Here is a 19,001-nt window from a genome sequence, read left to right on the forward strand (position 1 = left end):
TGTTTATCATAGTAATGCGAATAGTAACTTTTCTATGGAATGGAAAGATGAGAATACTCTATATATTGTAAATGAAGAACCACAGTTCCCCAATTCAAATAGAAGTGTTAATTTGGAAGTTGAAAAAGAGACTTATTTCGATGGAGGATTGGTTTGGAGGATAATCAACAATCAACATTAACAGAGCCAAAGTGAAAAAGAGATATTGATGCGCTTCTTTTATGAGCCGAGTAAAGAAGTTTAGAGAGAAATCAGCTATCGATAAGGGTTGATTTCAGGAGGTGGTAAATCCAATTGCTTAACAAAAAAAGACTTTTTGGTTCCGTATTACTGTTATTAATACTGTTTTGTATAATCGTCTTACAACAAAAAAAATAAATTCGATGGGTGTGCAGTTAGTTAAAAAAAATAGTAAAATAATGGAAAAAGAACAAACAGCCAGCACATACAAAAATGAAATATTCATTAAAGAGAAGGATTTCTTAAAACTAAAAGCTGACTTTGAGTTGGAGAAGAATAAATTGAATGAAAATTTAGCTGATCTTCAATTGGAAAATACAAACCTTGTATCTGAACTAAAAAGAGTGAATTCATTTATGCTTGAAGCACTCTTGGATGGAAGTGGAAGAACACCTATTGTTGACAGTTCCATATCGCCCGATATTCTATCAACAATTTTTAAACTGTATGATGCAATGAATAGGAATGATATCAAAGATTTTCATAAAATTGATGTGAAAGGAGTTCTAACTGGTTTATACGAAAATCGAGATAATATTGAGAAAATACTATGGATTCGTCACGACCCGGATAATAGAGCAAAGGCCATCCAAAACGAATTCGGAGTAGAATCTAAAGTAGAACTATTGGTAGTGATTTTTTTAGATAAGGGCGGTTCAATATTTGACCCTAATTTCGCGATGGTAAAAGAGCATGATAAATGGATTATATTAAGAGAGGATTAATTAGTATCAATAACATGGATTATCCTAGGGAATGAGTCTGATGTTGTCATTGAACTATCTGGGAACGATAGTTCAATAATAATGCCCCTCATTGCGAAGGCCTTCGTATATGAATGGGAATAATATTGGGGGCGTGGAAGTGAGCGATGATCTAGTAAAAAACAGAGTAGTTCGGATCCTCAATGACATGCTTAATGGGAAAATAAATATTATATTTGGATGCCTTGAACTGGATGGGTTATGGTATCAAGGCCATACCTTTATTGGAATAGATTTTGGAGAGCATTATCACAATTTGGCTCATATACCCTTACCTGCGCAATATCATTTGTGGAATCAAGAAGCGTTAAAGGAACGCATAAAAGAACTAGATGCATACAAGCCAAATATCTTATATTCAGCGAGATTATTGTTAGACGAAATGAATATAGAACGTCGTTAAGCTAAAGGGAAACGACAGTAGATTGCAATTCGGAAATCCCTCATTTGTTTATTGCTGTAACAGGTATTTTTCATGCGGAACTTTTTTGGCGTTCACCTGAATTGAGAAAGCGAATCTGTTTAAGTAAGCTAACGAAACACAATAGAAATGCTGAAGGGCTGCCCCATGGCGGCCCTTCGCTATGCTTAAAAAGGGCAGTGTTGTTTAACAAATATGAAGTCCCAACATTTTTGAGGGGCAAGTGTATACATAAAGGAAGCTCATTCGTTATATAGCATGAAGGGAGGTTCAAGGTGGACAATGAGCTGATGTATCGACTTATAAATCTGAAAATGAAACAAATCCAGCGATATTTGATCCGTCTAGGAGCCGACCGAGACGTCGCTGAGGATATCGTTCAGGAAACCATTTACAAAGGGCTGTTATACATAGATTCCATTCATGAGGACAAATTTTCGGCATGGATGTTCAAAGTTGCCCTAAATCATTATTACGATCTGTGCCGAAAGAAAAAACGGATGGAAATTCCGATTGAGGATGTCGCAGCTGAAGGTAATGAAGCCCCGGAAGAACTTTTCCTCCAAAAGGAAAGACGGGAAGAGATCGAACGCGTATTGGAAGATCTAACCCCCATCTATAAGCAGTTACTGATCATGAAATATGAATTGGATTTGAGCTATCAAGAAATATCCGGTTTGCTAGGTATACGCATGGAAATGGTAAAAACATATTTGTATCGAGCTCGAAAACAATTTCAAAAAAAATATGGAGGCCTGCATGATGAATGATAAAGAATTTAACCCAGATGAAGATGGAGGATTATCAAAACTGATAAAAAAAGCGAAGCGAAGATCGATGTGGCGGATCGTGGGGGTATCTCTGGGTATTTCCCTACTCGTTCTAGCTTGTGCGTATCTTGTAAACCTGCAACTGCTATATAAAAAAGCGGACCATGCTCTGCGTGATATTTCGATGTTCAAAGAAATTAGTGGTCCAAATCAGTACGGAGCAGGCTACCGACAAAACTTCGGTTTTCTTGAGGGGGCTCTAGAATTTCAGACATATAAGCTAGTAGAGGGTATTCCCGTTGTTTGGAATAAAGAAACCTATGAGTTCAATGCAGTGGGTAACTTCTCCAGGTCTCTTGGAGACTATTCTTCTCTATCGCTACCTGACTTCTCCATGAGCAATGAAAAGTTTGACTATCTAAGACCTTACAATCCTTACAATGGTGAAAGAGAGATGTTGTTTTACCTTCCTGATGTCTCTTACCCGAAGGTTCTGAATGAAACTTCGCAGCTTGATGACATGGATAGCAGGAAATTGGTCGAGCTAGGAATCTCATTTAATACACACTATACCGTGGAGCAGATCAATGAGATGTTGCCGCCAAGTATACATCCCGTGTGGTATTGGGTGGACACCTATTCAAATAAAAAGCCATACCTAGCTAAGAAAATGCCTGACGGTACTATTGATAACCCGTCGCCCGACCCAGCACGAAGAGTGTATGGATTCGGAGTTCACCCCGATTACGAGGATGTAACCGAAAAAGATTTCCTATCAGCTGTACAGAACGGAATAAACGTCAAGGGAAAATACTATAGCGAATACAAACGCATCTTTGATTATTTGAGGCAAGAAAAAGAGAAACCGGCTCAAAGTGATGTCCGTATACTCGGCGTTGTCGTGACGGGAACAGTGGAACATTTAAAAGCACTAAAGGGGCAGAGATATGTGAAAGCAGCCGTATTGGGAGCAATTGTTGATAAATACTAAACATCAATACTTGTAGGAGACTTTTGAACTAACGGGGAACAATAGTTGAACAAACAAGGAGTAGCTTGCTACGGCAGCCGCTCCTTTTCTTTGTTAAGCTAACGGGCAGGATAGTTTAAACAATAGGACGAAATACTCTCAACATAGGTAGTTCCACGAATAGAATCTGGAAGAAAGAGGTGTTTGCAATCCGAATCCATATCATCGGCGGCTCAGGAAGCGGTAAATCCTATATCGCGGCGTTATTGAGCGATAAGCTCCGGATCCCGCATTATGATCTAGACGATATTTTCTGGGATCATCAATCCAACGAATATGGCGTAAAGGCACCGGAGGATGAGCGTGACCGCCGGCTCAGAGAAATCATCGGTCTCGATTCGTGGATCGCAGAAGGCGTATACAGGTTCTGGGTAGAGCCGAGTTTTGCCGCTGCAGATAAGATCGTCGTACTTATGACGCCGTTGTCCGTTCAGGAGGAACGAATCTGGAAGCGTTATGAAGAGCGCATTGCGGGTATCGTCCCAAGCAAGAAGCGTGAGACGCTCGAAGGCATCCACAACTTGTTGGCATGGAATAAAGACTACAATCTGACGAAGCTGCCTAACATGATCGACCATTGGGACTATAAGGACAAAATGATCCTCGTTCGCGATAATTTGGATCTTCTTGAACTTCAATTGATGTGACTTGGTTTTTCTTGTTAAGCTAATGGGACACGATAGTTGAATAATACACATGAATGAGCAGGCTCTGCGATGGTCTGCTCATTTTATTAAGCTCCCTCGAAATGATTCAGTTTCCTCACTCTGACTCATGAATTCGCAGGATTTCATCCTTTAGTTCGTATTAAGAATAGGATGAAGGTGGGGCCGGTAGCTGAGAGATGAGGAGATGGGCAGGCGGAAATAAGGGTGAATACTCATCACCCATATTGTTCCATATGTGCACGTCTCCACTCTACCCTAGCGATTCTCGCTCCCATGTCTCAACGGGTCATAGCCCTTTCATTCCTTCGTCACATCTAAACTAAGGGGTGGAGGTCGGTCTTTCTAACGGAACGGGTCCGAGCCCTTTTGCGTAACATCTCCCGATACTCCGTGCTTCTTGTCATCCTGCGAATGCTTGAGCTGGTGAGGCCTGACTGATCTTAGGCTGCTTGTGGGAAAACTCTAGTTGAATCGTAAGTTCCTTTTTGCCAGGCTGACCAGTAGCCGCGCTACTTTACTACATAGTTTCATGATGGATTTCATTTTCTTCAGGTTCTTTATTTCCACATTGTAACGGTGCAAAGCCCGAATTTCCGGGTTCGTCATGACCATACACATCGTCATGAGATAGAGAAAATGACGCAGACGTGGCCGACCTCGTTTGCTAAGCACCATCTTTCCTCTCCACTTCCCGGAACTGGCCTCAGCTAGATACAACCCAGCGTGCCGCAGTAGAGCATTTCCATGCGAATAGCCACTTAGATCACCTGCCTCACCGAGTATACCAGCTAGACTCGTAGCACTGACACCTCGTATTTCAAGCAGCTTCTGTGCGTATGGAATGCGTTCAAGAATGAGATGGAGCTCGCGCTCAATCTGTTCAAGTTGGCACTGGGCTAGGTCATATTCTTCAAGCAATTGCCCCAGATGAAGCTTGTAAGCCTTGAGTGCTTGGGTAGTACCAACACTTGATTTTGCTAGTGATATGAGGAGCTCAGCGCGTTTAACTCCAGCATGACGCTTTACATATTTCTTCCAACCGTCGAGGACCTGGTCCGTGCTTAACCGACTGAGTTCGCTTGGCAAAGGGAAGAGTCTGAGTGTTGCAATTGCACTGGTGCTGGTAAGGATTTTAAAGACCTGACGTAGCTCAGGAAAAACAATGTCTACCAGCGATGAATCTGATTGACCGCACTGTTGTGGCGCTTGGTAACCGTCTCTCGATTTGCCATGAGAATGCGTAGTTCCTCATATGCTTCCGGATGAAAACGAACAGGGGAGTAGTACCCGTTCTTGATCATATCTGCAATGACAAGGGCGTCCTTACGATCGCTTTTAGACGGTGAATTGTCCCGGTTTTCTTTGTTCTTTTTGACGAGATGAGGATTAACCAGAACAGCTTCAATGCCTTGAGTGGCAAGCCAACGTGCAAGGCTGAACTAGTAGTGGCCGATTGGTTCCATTCCAACAATGACGCTACTCAGCTTGTAGGATTTGAGCAGATCTTGAATCCTACGTTCAAATAGTTTGAACCCTTCACGATCGTTACCAAACTCAAGCGGAGTACCCAGAGCAATGCCGCGAAAGCTGACAGAGCGGGCCACATGAACTTCCTGGGCGATATCTACGCCGACGACTAGGTGAGAAACGGTAATGTTTTCAATGAGTTGATTTTGCTTGTCCTGTGATATAAACTTCATAGAAGAGCGACCTCCTGATGGGCTTTTTGAGGCTTTTGACCTCGTGCGTAACTCCATCGTACAGAGGCGCTCGTTTTTATTCAAACTCCAAATTATTCGTTTTACAGGAATTCTAACGGGTAACGATAGTTGAAGCACTGACAACCAGGCTGCCGATTACTTCGGTGGCCTTTTGTGCTTGTCATGAAAGCTTGGTCATAGCTTTTGAATCGGGTATAAAATGTTGGCAATTATGCACCGCGGCGCATTTTTCGCCGATAGCCCCGTTAAGCCGTGAAGTACCCTAAGTGACATTGAAGAGTTAGGATGTTGGGCACTGGTTCCAGTTTTTTATGTGATACAATAAGTAGAAAGGATAGAAATTGGCAATTAGGAACGGAGGGAAAGCTTGCTTAAGTGGAATAGCGATGTATGGGGAAAGCTAGATGGGCCGTACGGTTCTGCAGAGAACGTACCTGTGTTATTGCAGCAGCTAATGCGACAATATAATCAGGAGGTTTTTGACGAACTCTTTCAGGAGTATTTGTTCCATCAAAATACGATATATACGGCTACATACGCGGCGATGCCGTATTTGGCACAGCTAGCATGCTTCACATCGGATGCGGAAGTGCGTAAAGAACTGTTTCTCAATTGCGGTATCATCGAGACAAGCTCCGATGGGCGAGATGAGGCGCCATTCCCAGCATCTTGGGCTGAACTAGCTGAGGATGTAGGCAGCTCCGTTTGTACGGAATTGTATCGTGAATATGTAGAAGCAATTGGCAAGCTCAGGGCGCTTACAAAGGAAGTATTTTCCTATACAGCCCAACATTCCATAGATGGGATGGAGAAGCGTTACATTCTTGTTGCGGACGCTGCTTATCGGGGCTCATATATCACTGCCAACATGTTGTTGACGTTTAGTAACGGTGATGAGTATGTGGCCGTGTGTTCGGCCTGCGAGGAAGATGTGTTCATATGGCCTAAGCTGAACCTTACCATAAGTGACGGCGAAAAGTTGAGTTGAAGTTGAAGCTTTAATGCTAAATCTACCAGGAATAGTTCTCCATCATTTGATATAAATAATTTCGAAAGTCTTCAATATAGGTTTTGGGCTCTACAACTTTTAGATGAGTGCCGAAGCTTGCTAAAAGTTGAAATCCCATACGATTTTGTGGGACATAAATGGTTGCTAATAAAAATCCAGAACTATGGTCTTCAATACTTCTTCGACCATACCTTTCGATGATTTGATCTTTTATGCTAGGCGATATCCATGCCTTAATCGTGACGAATTCAGGTAGATAATTTGCTTCGTGTACTTGCTCTGACCAATCGTCTCTAGGATGAAACGCGCGTTCATCCATAGTAATATGATCGATCCGAGATAACTTGAAAGTTCGATTTCCCTGTCGATGTAAACAGAATCCTTTCAAATACCAACTCGATTCGCTAAAATGCAGCTCATAGGGCTCGACCATTCTATTCGTTACAGCCCCGTCCTTATCTGTATAATCAAACGAAACCAGCCTCTTTTTTGAAATGGATTCTTGACATGTCTTTAAGGTTTCAAGAATCTCGGATCGACCTTCCCAATCATAAAACGACAGTTGAATGGAACGATTTAGAGACAATGGACTAACCATTGCCTCTATTTTTTTTATCGTTCTTTCAACTTCTTCAGTACGGAGGATTTGTTCCAATCCACCGAGCGCAGTTAATATATTCTGTAAATCGGAGCTGCTTAAAAGGCGTTTATCAACCTTGTATTAATCCATTATGCCGTAGCCCCCTTTGACCCCATTGACAGAGTAGATCGGGATGTTCGATAAGCTCAATGTTTCCATATCGCGAAGGATCGTTCTTTTGGAGACATTGAATAGTTGTGAGAATTCCGTTGTAGAAACAACCTCTTTTTTCAGCAATATCATGATAATCGAAATGAGTCTCTCCACTTTGTCCATAATTGCCCTCTTTTTTTACATGATTTCAGAATGGTGACACCTTGATGTCACCTTTTATCCATTATACTACAAGTATCACAAGAAGGAGGTTTTAATTCAATGTTTAATCCAACCGATTTTCCCAAGCCCACCCTTATTTCAGCCAACGGTGTGGAACTCGAAGTGTTTGAAGCAGGCCGAGAAAACGCAGGAAAACCTATTGTACTCTGCCACGGCTGGCCAGAGCATGCCTTTTCTTAGCGCCATCAGATGGACGCACTTGCCGCAGCGGGCTACCATGTCATCGTCCCCAACCAGCGGGGTTACGGCAACTCATCCCGTCCGACCGAAGTAACAGACTATGACATTGAACACTTGTCGGGTGATCTCATCGCGCTTCTCGATCACTATGGATACGAGGACGCTACCTTTGTCGGTCATGACTGGGGTGCATTCGTCGTTTGGGGACTGACCTTGTTGCATCCAAACCGCGTCAATAAAGTGATAAATCTGAGCTTGCCTTACCAAGAGCGCGGAGAAAAACCCTGGATCGAGTTCATGGAAGAAATACTTGGCGGCGATTTCTATTTCGTCCACTTCAATCGACAGCCAGGCGTCGCGGACGCCGTATTTGAAGACAATACATACAGGTTCCTTCGCAACCTGTACCGAAAGAACGAGCCTCTCAGAGCACCTGAGCCAGGTATGGCGTTGATCAATCTCGCCAGAGCAGAAACACCGCTCGGTGAGCCCGTATTGAGCGAAAGCGAGCTGGCCGTTTACGTCTCCGCTTTTGAAACATCAGGGTTCACGGGCAGCATAAATTGGTACAGGAACCTTGACCGCAACTGGCGCTTATTGGCGAAAGTGAACCCAATCATCCAGCAGCCGACCCTCATGATCCACGGCGACCGGGATGTGGTTGCGAAGTCTGAAAACCTGACAAAGTTCGTGCCCAATGTGGAAGTGGTCAATCTGGATTGCGGTCATTGGATCCAGGAAGAAAAGCCGGAAGAAACAAACCAAGCGATTTTAAAATGGCTGGAACAATGGGAGATGTAGTTTTTTTCAACAACCAAGAAGAGTTTAACGATTGGTTAGAAGAACATCATGCTGAAGCTAGTGAAATTTGGGTGGGCTATTTTGGGATAAGTACAGGGCGTGCAAGTCTTACTTGGTCTGCATCAGTAGATGCCGCTCTTTGTTTTGGGTGGATTGACGGTATACGAAAAACCATTGATAAACAAAGCTATAAGATTCGCTTTACTCCGCGCAAAGTAAATAGTGTATGGAGTGCTGTGAACGTAAAGAAGGTAAAAGCACTAATACAGCTTGGAAAGATGAGACCAGAAGGAATGCACGTCTTTAACAACAGAACCGATTCACAAGGCTATTCCTCTGAACAAAGAAACGTGGAACTTGCCAAAGAATATGAAGAACAAATCAAGGCAAATCAAACAGCCTGGCTATTCTTCACTAATTTATCACCATCCTATAAAAGAGATTCTATCTGGTGGGTAATGAGCGCCAAGAAAGAAGAAACACGATTAAGAAGGCTTGGAATATTGATCGCTTCATCTGAAGAAGGGCTAAAATTTCAACATTTCAAAAATATTACAGAATAAGGAAATATAAATAACAAAAGAATCGTTAAAAGGATTTTTGGTACTGCATAAATCTGGGTCTATTGTTTCCCTGATCTTTAAGAGAGAGGAGCTACTGTATTTCTCAATCATTTAGGGTTTAATTCTCATTAAAAGTCAGAACGTTTTAAATGCGAGGCATTAATCAAATCGCTAAATGAAGAAGGGATGAAACAGCTCATCCAAAATCGCAACCCCCTTCATTTTTATGGTACAGCCGACTCTCATGATCTATGGTGATCGGGATACGGTCCAGAAGTCTGAAAACCTGACAAAGTTCGTGCCTAATGCGGAAGTGGTCAATCTGGATTGCGGTCATTGAATCCAGCAAGAAAAGCCGGAACTATTATGATGAAGAAATAGTGGTTTTGAATGCAGTTGAAAGCGGCACGGTTGGCATCAGGCACGGTATGAAAGTACGATACTCTAAAAGCTACAGGTTCAGGACAGAACTCTCCACTCCTATCTATACTTTTGTGCTCATATTGAGTGCGAGCCACCTTTCAAGGTGGCTATTTTTTATTGCTCATTAAGTGACCTATTTGCAAAATGCTAAAGTTTAAGGATCCATATTGCTGAACCATATTACGAATGGGCAGTTTATCGTAACAAGCCATTCTTTTGTTTTATTTGTCAAAGGGGTGTTTAATATCTCGGACACTTATAAAGTGATTATAGATGGGGTGTAAGAATGAGCGACTGGGCTTCATTAGAAGATAAAGAGTTAGTCATAGTGTAGGCAAGAATATATAAGGACTCTCATTTTAAACCCAGCACTAAAGTATTTCCTTCGTACAGTACGCCTAACCCGTACATTAAATACGAAGCCTCCATGAATAATCCCTAGCGATATCTGCATTAATCATGGTGACAGTCAGATTGATGCTGGCAGCCATCGTTGCTATTAAAGCTGACAGTCCTCCTCGAAGTCTCTAATTAGTTCTGCGACTGGACTACGAATTCCGATCATTTGTTGATCAACTGTTCAGCAGCATATCATTATAAAGACATTCATATTTGAATCATCTATCGTGACTATTATTTTTTGGAAGATGTTACGCTGAAAACCAAAGACAAATCATCCTAATCTGTAAGCTGTACCTAAAACAGTACTAACTATAAAGATCAAGTTAAAGCTTTTACCTCAAAAATTTTTGATGTAAAAGGCTACTGAAAAAATCGAAATCCCATGGTATAGATTCATATACGAATGGGATTTCTTTTTTTTTTTGCACATTTAAATATTTTTATATGGACGAAAGAAGAAGCTCGGCAGTACGGTAAGGTGAAAAGAAAATGCTAACATGGGAGTCTTTTATTGAGTTGAATCTGTTAAATATCTCCCAAAAAATATGCTACATTTGCCGTAAAATAATTATATACATTATAAACATAATACTTTATGGTTCAAAGGTGGGATGCGGCGAGAGCTCGAAATAAGATGCACATAGGACTTTTGTGTTGGCTATAGACTATTGTTGGCGTTGATAACTTGTTTCAATCTACTAAAAGGATAATTTAGGAGGGAATTCATTGGCTAGATATTCATTAAAGCAGGTATTAAAGAAAATAATCCCTTCATCATTAAAATACAAGCTTTTTGTTGCTTATTTGGTATTGCTTGTGATTCCTCTTTCATCCATAAACCTGTATAACTTCTATGCCGCAGAAGAAAAAATGTGGTTGAAAAACAGCGAACAAAGCCAGAATTCATTGGAATTGATGCGCCAAGAATTAGAAGATTATATGAGTATTGCAGCAAAATCGATGATTTTAATTGAACAAAATCCAACTGTAGAAGAAAAATTGAAGCATCCTGATCAATATAGTTTTCTTGAAAGGAGGAACGAAATCGAAGCCCTTCTAAATGGATTAACAGTTAGCTTATTTCTTTCGGCTCCTCCGGTATTTTACTCGATCTACAATTTAAAGGAGGATGTTTTTTTAACGTATAGTCCATTGAAGAACGATAATCAAGCAACAACAATGAAGATGATGTACTCGAAAATGCTATCCAATCATGAAACTCACAGATGGTTAAGAGAGACTGCTTATATGAGTCGGGATTATACGACAAGTTCTGATGTTTTGTCCCTATACGGCATTATTAAGGACGAATTATTAAAACCCTATGCTTTTGTACGAATCAGCATAGATTACTTGAAATGGATGGAAAAAACGAAGAAAAGGTCGTCAAAAAACGAAAATTATATGATTTTGGACAATAACGGGGAGATTATATCAACGACCGGAAGCACAGACAAAGTCAGTGGAGAACAGTTAATTAAACAAATAATCAGTAAAAGCTCTACAAGCATTTCGGATAATCATTTTGCTTATTATTACAGCTATGTTCCTACACTGGAATGGTATTTAGTTCGTATCGTACCACTCGATATATTGTTCGCTGAAACTAATCAATTAAAAAGCTCATTTTTCTGGACGTTCTCAATATTGACCGTATTGTTTAGTTTGGTTACTTTCATTATTTCATCCAATATAAGCCGGCCGCTGCGGGAATTACAGGCGAAGATGAGGGTGTTAACGAAAACGAATCTTAAAGCTCGTCTCGATGAAAGGCGATTTGACGGAGAGATACTAACCCTAGCGCGAACTTTTAACTCTATGGGAGCGGATATAGAAGGTTTGATTTCCAAACTGAAGACGGAGGAAAGGCAGAAGGAAGCAGTCCGATTCCAAGTACTTCTTTCACAGATGAATCCTCACTTCTTGTTAAACACTCTAAATACAATTAAAAGTATGTCTGTTATTCCTGAGGAGAGGCATAAGGTTCATGAGGTTTGCATCGCTTTGGGAAGAATTCTCGAGACAAGCCTGAATACCGATGTCGACATGATTCACTTAGAATTAGAAATGCATATGATTCGAGCATATCTTATGATTCATCAGCAACGATTTGAGAGCCGCATTGAAGTTAAGTATAAATTTGATTCCAATCTCAACCATACTCTTGTACCGAAATTTAGCATCCAACCGCTTGTGGAAAATGCAATAACTCATGCTTTTCATTCTGTTCCAAACCCAGTTATTATCATACAGGCCAGAAAACAGGACCATAATCTAGTAATAGAAGTAACCGATAACGGAATTGGCTTGAAGAAGGCCAAAACATTCCAATCATTAACGCGGCGTAAAGGGATTAGTCTCAACAATATAAAAGAACGATTGCAGCTTTTATTTAAGGAGCAAGCCAAATTATCTATATTATCTTCAGAGCAGGGCACGACCGTTCAATTGACAATTCCTTTTTTGTTATCAGAACCTTATCAAAAAGGAGACTAACGCCATGTGGAAAACACTACTTGTTGAAGATGAGAAACATTCTTTAAGTTATTTGAGAAACATTATTTCATGGGAAGAAGAGGGGTTTGTGATTGTCGGAGAATGCAAGAATGGATTAAGCGCATTAGAGTTTATAAAAGAGCATCAACCTGATTTAATTGTGTGCGATATTATGATGCCGGAAATGGATGGAATAACACTTTTGAAAACGGTCCGAAATGCGGGTTACGAAAGTCGATTTATCATGCTTACCTGCGTTAATGAATTCGAGTACGCGCAACAAGCAATTGAGCATGGGGCGTCGGGGTATATTTTGAAGTTATCACTAGAGCGTGAGAAGATGCAATCTATTTTAAAAAAAATGAATAAAGAGCTGCAGCAGATGAGGAAATTGACAATGATCGAGAAGCTGTTACCCGAAATCAAAAACAATAGTACCGATCATAATTATACCGATCACCCTGAAATCAATAAAATCATGAGCTATATATATAGAAATTATAAAGAGCAAATAACGCTAAAAGAAATGTCTGCCTACATTAATATGAATCAGAGTTATGTAAGTGAATTGTTTAGTAAAAAGACAGGACATTCACTTATTTCATTTGTCCAAAGGGTGAGAATAGAAAAGTCGATATCCTATTTAAGTGAAACCGATTTGCCTATTTCACATATATCGGAGGCATGCGGTTTTATAACTGTTAACTACTATATTCGTATTTTCAAAAGAATGATGGGTATAACCCCAAGCGAATTTCGCAAATCCACAATTATTCCTTTTAGATCAAATAATTAATTCACAAAATATGTGCAATAGTTAACGAAATCTGTTTCTATTAACCCAATTTCTCCGATGATATGCTTGAATTGTAAAAAGAATAAACGAAAAAACGGAGGGGTTTGTATGAAAAAAAAGAAATTTCAAATGGCAACAATCTTGTTGCTCGCTACCGCCCTAGTGCTATCTGCATGTGGGAAATCTGGAGATTCTAGTAATGGCAACAATGCTAGTGAAAGTACGCCAAAGACGTCGAATAGTACTGGCTCAAAGGAGCCGGTAAAGCTTACTATATGGGGTGCCATTCCTGAAGAGGCAGGCCCTCAAGAAGCAATAGAAGCCTGGAATGTAGAAAATCCGCTAATCCAAGTGGAGTATATGAGGTATGTAAATGACGATAGTGGAAATTTAAAACTGGATACTGCATTGGTAACGGGCCAAGGAGTAGATCTTTATGTGAATTATAACAAACAGTATCTGGAAAAACGTGTTGCGAGTAACGCGGCTCTTGACCTTAGTTCATTTACTGACTACAACATTATAGACGCTATTGGCCCAGATGCGAAATCATGGCAAATAGAAGATAAATTTTATGGCATTCCATCGAGTAAAGGTAAAAACTTTATTTTCCTTAATAAAAATGCGCTGGATGCGGCAAATCTGCCGATTCCCCCGCTAAATTGGTCTCAGAACGATTTGCGTAAATACGCAAAGACTTTAAAAAACAATTTTGAATATGGATATGCGCAATTTGATTGGTACTACTTTATGCAAATGGATGGCACACTTCAAAATGCAATAGCTGATAACAAAACTTCCAAATTTGATGCCCCAGAGATAAAGGAAAGTTTGCAAAGCTGGTATTCCATGATGCATGAGGATAAATCGATTCCTACTTATGGTGCTCAAACCGCTTCCAAGATGGCCGTTGATTCAATGTTCTTAACTGGAAAAACAGCTATGCTAGGTGCCGGCGGATGGATATTCAGATCGACAAATAATTTAAAGGATTTCCCACGGGATTTCAAAATTGCCTTTGCTAGTTTGCCAAGTGCGGTAGACAATCAATCGAATTTCATGATTGAAGGCGGTTTAGGCGATGTCGTATCCATTAATGCTAAATCACCAAATAAAGAAGAAGCATGGGCATTTCTGAAATGGTATTTGGATGTAGGTACTCAATATTTGGCAAAAGGCGGAAGAATTCCATCTTCCAAGCATGTGGATTTGGAACGTACTGTTCAGTTGATGACAGGGGACAATGCTGATCTATATGACATGGAATCGCTCAGAGCAGTTGTCTTAAACGATACGCCTACCTTTACAAACAGTATGGAACGCCAAGTGTCAGATATGCGAAAAGAAGAAGTAGAGCGTTATTTCTTAAAAGAAAAAAGCTTGGATGAAACGATCGGAAATATCGTTAAACGACATAATCAAATATTAGCCAAATAACGAAGGATAGATTTTTGGAGGAAGCGTTTTTGGAACCTTCCTCCTTTTAATTGGAGGGTATTTCTATGAAGCTGAACTATAATTCAAAACAGAAACTAGCAGGATACCTGTTTATAACCCCTAGCATGATAGGGGTCATCCTATTTTTTCTCTTGCCAGCATTGTTCTCTTTTTACCTTATGTTTACGGATTGGACATTCATGAGCGGGAAATCGCCAGTATTTATAGGTATAGATAATTTCAAACGATTGTTTAATGATGAGTCTTTCTATCGATCGATTAAAAATACGTTTGTGTTCGTTCTTAGCGTACCCCTATCAATGATAATTGCTTTCTTTATTGCTTTTTTTTTAAACGGGAAAGTCTATTTACAAAAAATGCTCAGATCTATGTACTTCTTGCCTTATGTCATGAATGGAGTGGCGATTGCCTTTGTGTGGATGTTATTATTTGAAGCGCAAAATGGGCCGATTAATGGTGCGCTGAGAGCCATTGGCTTGTCTAATCCACCTGGTTGGTTATCTACAACGAACACCTCAATCTATGCTGTATTGATCATTCAAGTCTGGATTATGATTGGATACAATATGATCATTTACCTCGCAGCATTACAGGAAGTGTCACCTGAGCTAATGGAAGCTGCAAAAATTGATGGCGCAAAATGGTTTCAAATTATTAGACATATCACCTTGCCTTTAATTAGTCCATCGTCTTTTCTACTGCTTGTCACCGGTTTTATAGGCGCAATTAAATCCTTTGGAATTATACAGGCGATTACGGGCGGAGGTCCCGGAGATAGCACAACAGTCTTGTCACTCTATATTTATAAATCAGCCTTTCGATATTATGAGATGGGTTTCGCCTCAGCGGCTTCATGGGTGCTCTTTGCCACGGTTCTCATCCTTATGCTTTTCAATTGGTATGGACAAAAAAAATGGGTGCATTACGGGTAATGGGAGGCTAGTCTATGAAAGCAACAGACACAAAACAAACTCAATGGAAAGAAGCATCGGTTAACATGCGAACAAGTCCAATAAAAGTTATAAAACTAATCTCTACTATTATTGCCCTATTTTTTGGCGTTCTTATGATTTTACCTCTATTATGGATGCTTAGTACATCTGTTAAAACACCAGTGGAAGTGTTTGAATATCCGATCAAATGGATTCCAGATCAATTTCAATGGAGTCATCATTACAAGGTTTGGTTTGGCGAGCAAAGCATTTCTCAATATTATATCAATTCATTAAAGATAGCCGTAGTTTCGATGGTTGGCGCAGTATTCATCTCATGTCTGGCAGCATATGGTTTTGCCAGAATAGAATTTAAGGGCAGAGATTCAATGTTTCTGCTGTACTTGTCCATGATGCTTATCCCTCCACAAATATTATTTGTGCCAAAGTTTATTATGTTTAACTGGATGGGGATTTTTAATACGTATTGGGCATTGATTCTACCAGGCTTTTTCACTATTTTTGGAGTGTTTCTGCTGCGACAATTTTTTATTGGTATTCCAAAGGAAATAACGGAAGCGGGATTAATAGATGGGGCTGGACATTTTCGGATATTTATTCAATTAATTGTGCCTCTAGCGAAACCTGCTATTGCAACACTTGCCATTCTGGACTTCTCTTGGCATTGGAATGATTATGAGAATGCATTGATATTCCTTATTGACAAAGACCTCTATACAATACCTCTTGGACTGCAAAATTTCATATTAGAAAATTCAATTGATTATAACGGTATGATGGCGGCTGCTTCAGCAGCGATTCTGCCTATGATTATAGTATTTGTCGTTTTTCAGAAGTACATTATTCAAGGTGTTGCTAATGCTGCGGTGAAAGGTTGATTGAAATACCTATCATTAAGTACTACTTACAGGCGGGGGTATCACAATGATTAAGGAAAAGTTTACTAATCATTCGAAACGAATCTGGTTTAACAAGCCTGCACAAGATTGGAATGAAGCTCTGCCAATCGGAAACGGCCGGATAGGAGGAATGGTTTTCGGTGGCATTCGTGAGGAAAGGATCGCACTAAATGAGGACAGCGTCTGGTCTGGTCAACCCCATGAGAACGAAAACTTGTTGACTCGTCGTTCATTAGAACAAGTTCGGAACTTGCTTTTCCAAAGAAAACACAAGGAGGCACACGAGCTAGCCCATGAAACGATGCGGATGCCCAATAATCCTAATTATGGAAATTATCAGCCGCTTGGCGATCTGTTGCTCAAATTCGAATTGCCAGAGGGAGAGCCGTATGATTATGAGCGGGAATTGAATTTGAATTCAGCTATTGCAACCACTTCGTATCAGCTCGGGAAAACACATTTTATTAATCGTGTGTTCTCCAGTTATCCTGATCAAGTGCTTGTCGTTAGGTTAGAGCAGAAAGGTGAGCAGCTAAGTGAATACGCTTGCACAGTTAGACTGGATCGGGGGCAGTCAATTAACGTAAGCTTCGATGATAACGATACGCTCAGAATGAGCGGCATGTGCGAGTACGGCGGGGTCACATTCGAAGCACAGCTTCGCGTTGTACTTGAAGGAGGCCGTATTTACCCAGTTGATAATGGCTTGCGACTCGAGGGCTTTCATACGGCAACTATTTTTGTTGCAGCTCAAACTTCTTATCGGGAGAGGCGCCCAGCAATTGCATGCAAGAAAGATTTACTTATGGCTGTAAATAAAGGCTACGAAGCGTTAAAAATCTCTCACGAATTGGATCATATGGCGTTTTTCGGAAGAGTTCAGCTGCATTTAGATGAAGGCGAAAAGGAAAACATGCCCACGGATGTTCGACTTGAAGCAGTTCGCCACGGAGCTAATGATCCCGGTTTGATAGCACTACATTTTCATTTTGGCCGATACTTGCTTATTGCCAGCTCAAGGCCGGGGACGCTTCCCGCCAATCTTCAAGGAATATGGAACGAGAGCTTTGCGCCACCATGGTTTTCTGACTATACGATTAATATTAACCTTCAAATGAACTATTGGCTTGCAGAAACTTGTAATTTAACTGAGCTGACAGATCCGCTATTCCGTTTTCTGGAGTCATTATGTACAGAAGGAAAACGAACGGCTAATGAGCGTTACGGCAGTAATGGAATCGCTCTCGGCACCCGTACAAATCCTTGGCACACGACCACGCTACGAAATTACGTGAATTTGCTGTGGCATGAAGGAGCAGCATGGCTGGTTTCGCATATGTGGGAGCATTATTTATTTGGTGGGGATCTCGATTTCCTGAGACAGAGGGCTTATCCGTTAATAAAAGAAGCGGCACTTTTTTATCTCGATTTTATGGTGGAGCATCCACATACAGGATATCTAGTGTCAGGACCGACAACTTCACCTGAGAACCTATATCTTGCACCTGACGGCTCCACCGGAAGCCTTGATATGAGTCCCGCAGCTACGATACAAATTATCGACGAGCTTTTTGAACAATGCTTAAAAGCTGGCTCTATAGTGGGAGAAAAAGAGGACTTTTTGAAAAAGGTTGAGAGCGCTAAGGCGCAGCTGCCTCCTTTGCGCATAGGTAAGAAAGGACAACTTATGGAGTGGTCTGAGGATTATGAGGAAATAGAACCAGGTCATCGCCATATGAGCCATCTCTATGGTCTCTATCCGGGAACAAGCATTCACGCATCAGGAAAAATAGATCTGCGCGAGGCCGCGAGACGTACCATTGAGCTGCGATTGGCAAATGGCGGCGGTCATACTGGCTGGAGCTGCGCTTGGCTGATTTGTCTATTCGCTCGATTAGAGGACGGAAATCAAGCGGAAGTTATGATTGAGACGCTGCTACGGCACTCTACACAATCCAATCTCTTTGATGTGTGTCCGCCATTTCAAATTGATGGTAATTTTGGCGCATCAGCGGGAGTAGCTGAAATGCTGCTCCAGAGTAATTACGATGAACTGTTCCTTCTGCCTGCGCTCCCCAATTCGTGGGCCGAAGGTTTCGTATCAGGTTTGCGCGCACGTGGCGGGTTCGAGGTTTCTATAAGCTGGGAAAATAGTTCGCTAGTTGAGGCGAAAATTGTTGCTTCCCGAGATAATGAATGTATTATTCGTTCTTCACAGCATTTTTCTAGTTATGGAAAACTTGCTTCTGTAAAACAACTTGCTCCGAATCGCGTTTATGCCAAAATGAATACCGGGGACAGCATTATCATCCGCGCTAATTAATCAAATAAGTAGAGCCCCTATATTATTCTAAACTGAAGATATAGTAGAAAGAACAATAAGATCACTTCACGCTTGTGATCTTTTTTGTTCTTTCAAAAGTGACTACCA

At 40.9% G+C, this 19,001-nt stretch carries 15 protein-coding genes and 3 pseudogenes; 16 read left to right on the top strand and 2 right to left on the bottom strand.

Going from position 1 to position 19,001, the window contains the following annotated elements; genetic code table 11:
* From BK120_RS35710 to BK120_RS00030, 6 genes and pseudogenes are all read left to right on the top strand, one after another.
* A pseudogene (locus BK120_RS35710) lies at nt 1-181 on the top strand (hypothetical protein); the annotation flags it as partial.
* Nucleotides 182-419: 238 nt separating this feature from the next.
* A complete protein-coding gene (locus BK120_RS00010; RefSeq protein ID WP_144376658.1) occupies nt 420-965 on the top strand; it encodes a hypothetical protein in 546 nt (181 codons plus the stop codon).
* Between the two features lie 109 nt (nt 966-1,074).
* Nucleotides 1,075-1,407, top strand: a complete 333-nt coding sequence (locus BK120_RS00015; protein WP_076265442.1) for a hypothetical protein — start codon at nt 1,075-1,077, stop codon at nt 1,405-1,407.
* A gap of 293 nt (nt 1,408-1,700) precedes the next feature.
* Nucleotides 1,701-2,195, top strand: coding sequence for an RNA polymerase sigma factor (locus BK120_RS00020; protein WP_076265443.1), 495 nt, complete (start codon nt 1,701-1,703; stop codon nt 2,193-2,195).
* Nucleotides 2,185-3,186, top strand: a complete 1,002-nt coding sequence (locus BK120_RS00025) for an anti sigma factor C-terminal domain-containing protein (protein ID WP_179089708.1) — start codon at nt 2,185-2,187, stop codon at nt 3,184-3,186. The genes BK120_RS00020 and BK120_RS00025 overlap by 11 nt, the downstream gene beginning before the upstream one ends.
* Before the next feature lie 179 nt (nt 3,187-3,365).
* Nucleotides 3,366-3,872, top strand: coding sequence for a P-loop NTPase family protein (locus BK120_RS00030; RefSeq protein ID WP_083681435.1), 507 nt, complete (start codon nt 3,366-3,368; stop codon nt 3,870-3,872).
* 483 nt (nt 3,873-4,355) lie between these two features.
* Here BK120_RS00030 and BK120_RS36500 read toward each other — a convergent pair.
* Nucleotides 4,356-5,593: pseudogene (locus BK120_RS36500) on the bottom strand (IS110 family RNA-guided transposase).
* 388 nt (nt 5,594-5,981) lie between these two features.
* Here BK120_RS36500 and BK120_RS00040 point away from each other — a divergent pair.
* Nucleotides 5,982-6,602: a hypothetical protein gene (locus BK120_RS00040; protein WP_256710738.1), complete on the top strand. Its 621-nt coding sequence runs from the start codon at nt 5,982-5,984 to the stop codon at nt 6,600-6,602.
* Nucleotides 6,603-6,624: 22 nt separating this feature from the next.
* Here BK120_RS00040 and BK120_RS00045 read toward each other — a convergent pair.
* Nucleotides 6,625-7,539 (bottom strand): annotated as a pseudogene (locus BK120_RS00045) (helix-turn-helix transcriptional regulator).
* A 99-nt stretch (nt 7,540-7,638) separates the two neighbouring features.
* Here BK120_RS00045 and BK120_RS35800 point away from each other — a divergent pair.
* The 9 genes from BK120_RS35800 to BK120_RS00085 all read left to right on the top strand — a co-directional run bounded on the left by BK120_RS35800 (nt 7,639) and on the right by BK120_RS00085 (nt 18,893).
* On the top strand, nt 7,639-7,779 hold the full coding sequence (locus BK120_RS35800; RefSeq protein WP_256710739.1) for an alpha/beta fold hydrolase: 141 nt from the start codon (nt 7,639-7,641) through the stop codon (nt 7,777-7,779).
* A gap of 9 nt (nt 7,780-7,788) precedes the next feature.
* Nucleotides 7,789-8,580 (top strand): alpha/beta fold hydrolase, encoded by a 792-nt coding sequence (locus BK120_RS00050; RefSeq protein WP_256710740.1) that lies wholly within the window; start codon nt 7,789-7,791, stop codon nt 8,578-8,580.
* Nucleotides 8,556-9,143: a YdeI/OmpD-associated family protein gene (locus BK120_RS00055; protein WP_256710741.1), complete on the top strand. Its 588-nt coding sequence runs from the start codon at nt 8,556-8,558 to the stop codon at nt 9,141-9,143. Before BK120_RS00050 ends, BK120_RS00055 begins: the two co-directional genes overlap by 25 nt.
* Before the next feature lie 1,551 nt (nt 9,144-10,694).
* The gene (locus BK120_RS00060; RefSeq protein WP_076265445.1) at nt 10,695-12,464 is read left to right on the top strand and encodes a sensor histidine kinase; all 1,770 of its coding nucleotides are present in this window, start codon (nt 10,695-10,697) and stop codon (nt 12,462-12,464) included.
* Nucleotides 12,465-12,468: 4 nt separating this feature from the next.
* Nucleotides 12,469-13,260 (top strand): response regulator transcription factor, encoded by a 792-nt coding sequence (locus BK120_RS00065; RefSeq protein WP_076265446.1) that lies wholly within the window; start codon nt 12,469-12,471, stop codon nt 13,258-13,260.
* A gap of 108 nt (nt 13,261-13,368) precedes the next feature.
* Nucleotides 13,369-14,697, top strand: a complete 1,329-nt coding sequence (locus BK120_RS00070; RefSeq protein WP_076265447.1) for an ABC transporter substrate-binding protein — start codon at nt 13,369-13,371, stop codon at nt 14,695-14,697.
* A 65-nt stretch (nt 14,698-14,762) separates the two neighbouring features.
* Entirely contained in the window at nt 14,763-15,650 is an 888-nt protein-coding gene (locus BK120_RS00075) for a carbohydrate ABC transporter permease (RefSeq protein ID WP_076265448.1), read from the top strand.
* A gap of 65 nt (nt 15,651-15,715) precedes the next feature.
* On the top strand, nt 15,716-16,549 hold the full coding sequence (locus BK120_RS00080; RefSeq protein ID WP_076266067.1) for a carbohydrate ABC transporter permease: 834 nt from the start codon (nt 15,716-15,718) through the stop codon (nt 16,547-16,549).
* Nucleotides 16,550-16,595: 46 nt separating this feature from the next.
* Nucleotides 16,596-18,893 (top strand): glycoside hydrolase family 95 protein, encoded by a 2,298-nt coding sequence (locus BK120_RS00085; RefSeq protein ID WP_076265449.1) that lies wholly within the window; start codon nt 16,596-16,598, stop codon nt 18,891-18,893.
* Nucleotides 18,894-19,001 lie beyond the last annotated feature (108 nt).

The sequence above is a fragment of the Paenibacillus sp. FSL A5-0031 genome (assembly GCF_001956295.1).
Classification (GTDB): Bacteria; Bacillota; Bacilli; order Paenibacillales; family Paenibacillaceae; genus Pristimantibacillus.

Bases quoted from the DNA above. Each gene is read 5' to 3' on its own strand.
- BK120_RS00070 (WP_076265447.1), top strand. From the start codon at position 13,369: ATGAAAAAAAAGAAATTTCAAATGGCAACAATCTTGTTGCTCGCTACC.
- BK120_RS00055 (WP_256710741.1), top strand. From the start codon at position 8,556: ATGGCTGGAACAATGGGAGATGTAGTTTTTTTCAACAACCAAGAAGAG.
- BK120_RS00085 (WP_076265449.1), top strand. From the start codon at position 16,596: ATGATTAAGGAAAAGTTTACTAATCATTCGAAACGAATCTGGTTTAAC.
- BK120_RS00065 (WP_076265446.1), top strand. From the start codon at position 12,469: ATGTGGAAAACACTACTTGTTGAAGATGAGAAACATTCTTTAAGTTAT.
- BK120_RS35800 (WP_256710739.1), top strand. From the start codon at position 7,639: ATGTTTAATCCAACCGATTTTCCCAAGCCCACCCTTATTTCAGCCAAC.
- BK120_RS00080 (WP_076266067.1), top strand. From the start codon at position 15,716: ATGCGAACAAGTCCAATAAAAGTTATAAAACTAATCTCTACTATTATT.
- BK120_RS00050 (WP_256710740.1), top strand. From the start codon at position 7,789: ATGGACGCACTTGCCGCAGCGGGCTACCATGTCATCGTCCCCAACCAG.
- BK120_RS00025 (WP_179089708.1), top strand. From the start codon at position 2,185: ATGATGAATGATAAAGAATTTAACCCAGATGAAGATGGAGGATTATCA.
- BK120_RS00075 (WP_076265448.1), top strand. From the start codon at position 14,763: ATGAAGCTGAACTATAATTCAAAACAGAAACTAGCAGGATACCTGTTT.
- BK120_RS00015 (WP_076265442.1), top strand. From the start codon at position 1,075: ATGAATGGGAATAATATTGGGGGCGTGGAAGTGAGCGATGATCTAGTA.
- BK120_RS00010 (WP_144376658.1), top strand. From the start codon at position 420: ATGGAAAAAGAACAAACAGCCAGCACATACAAAAATGAAATATTCATT.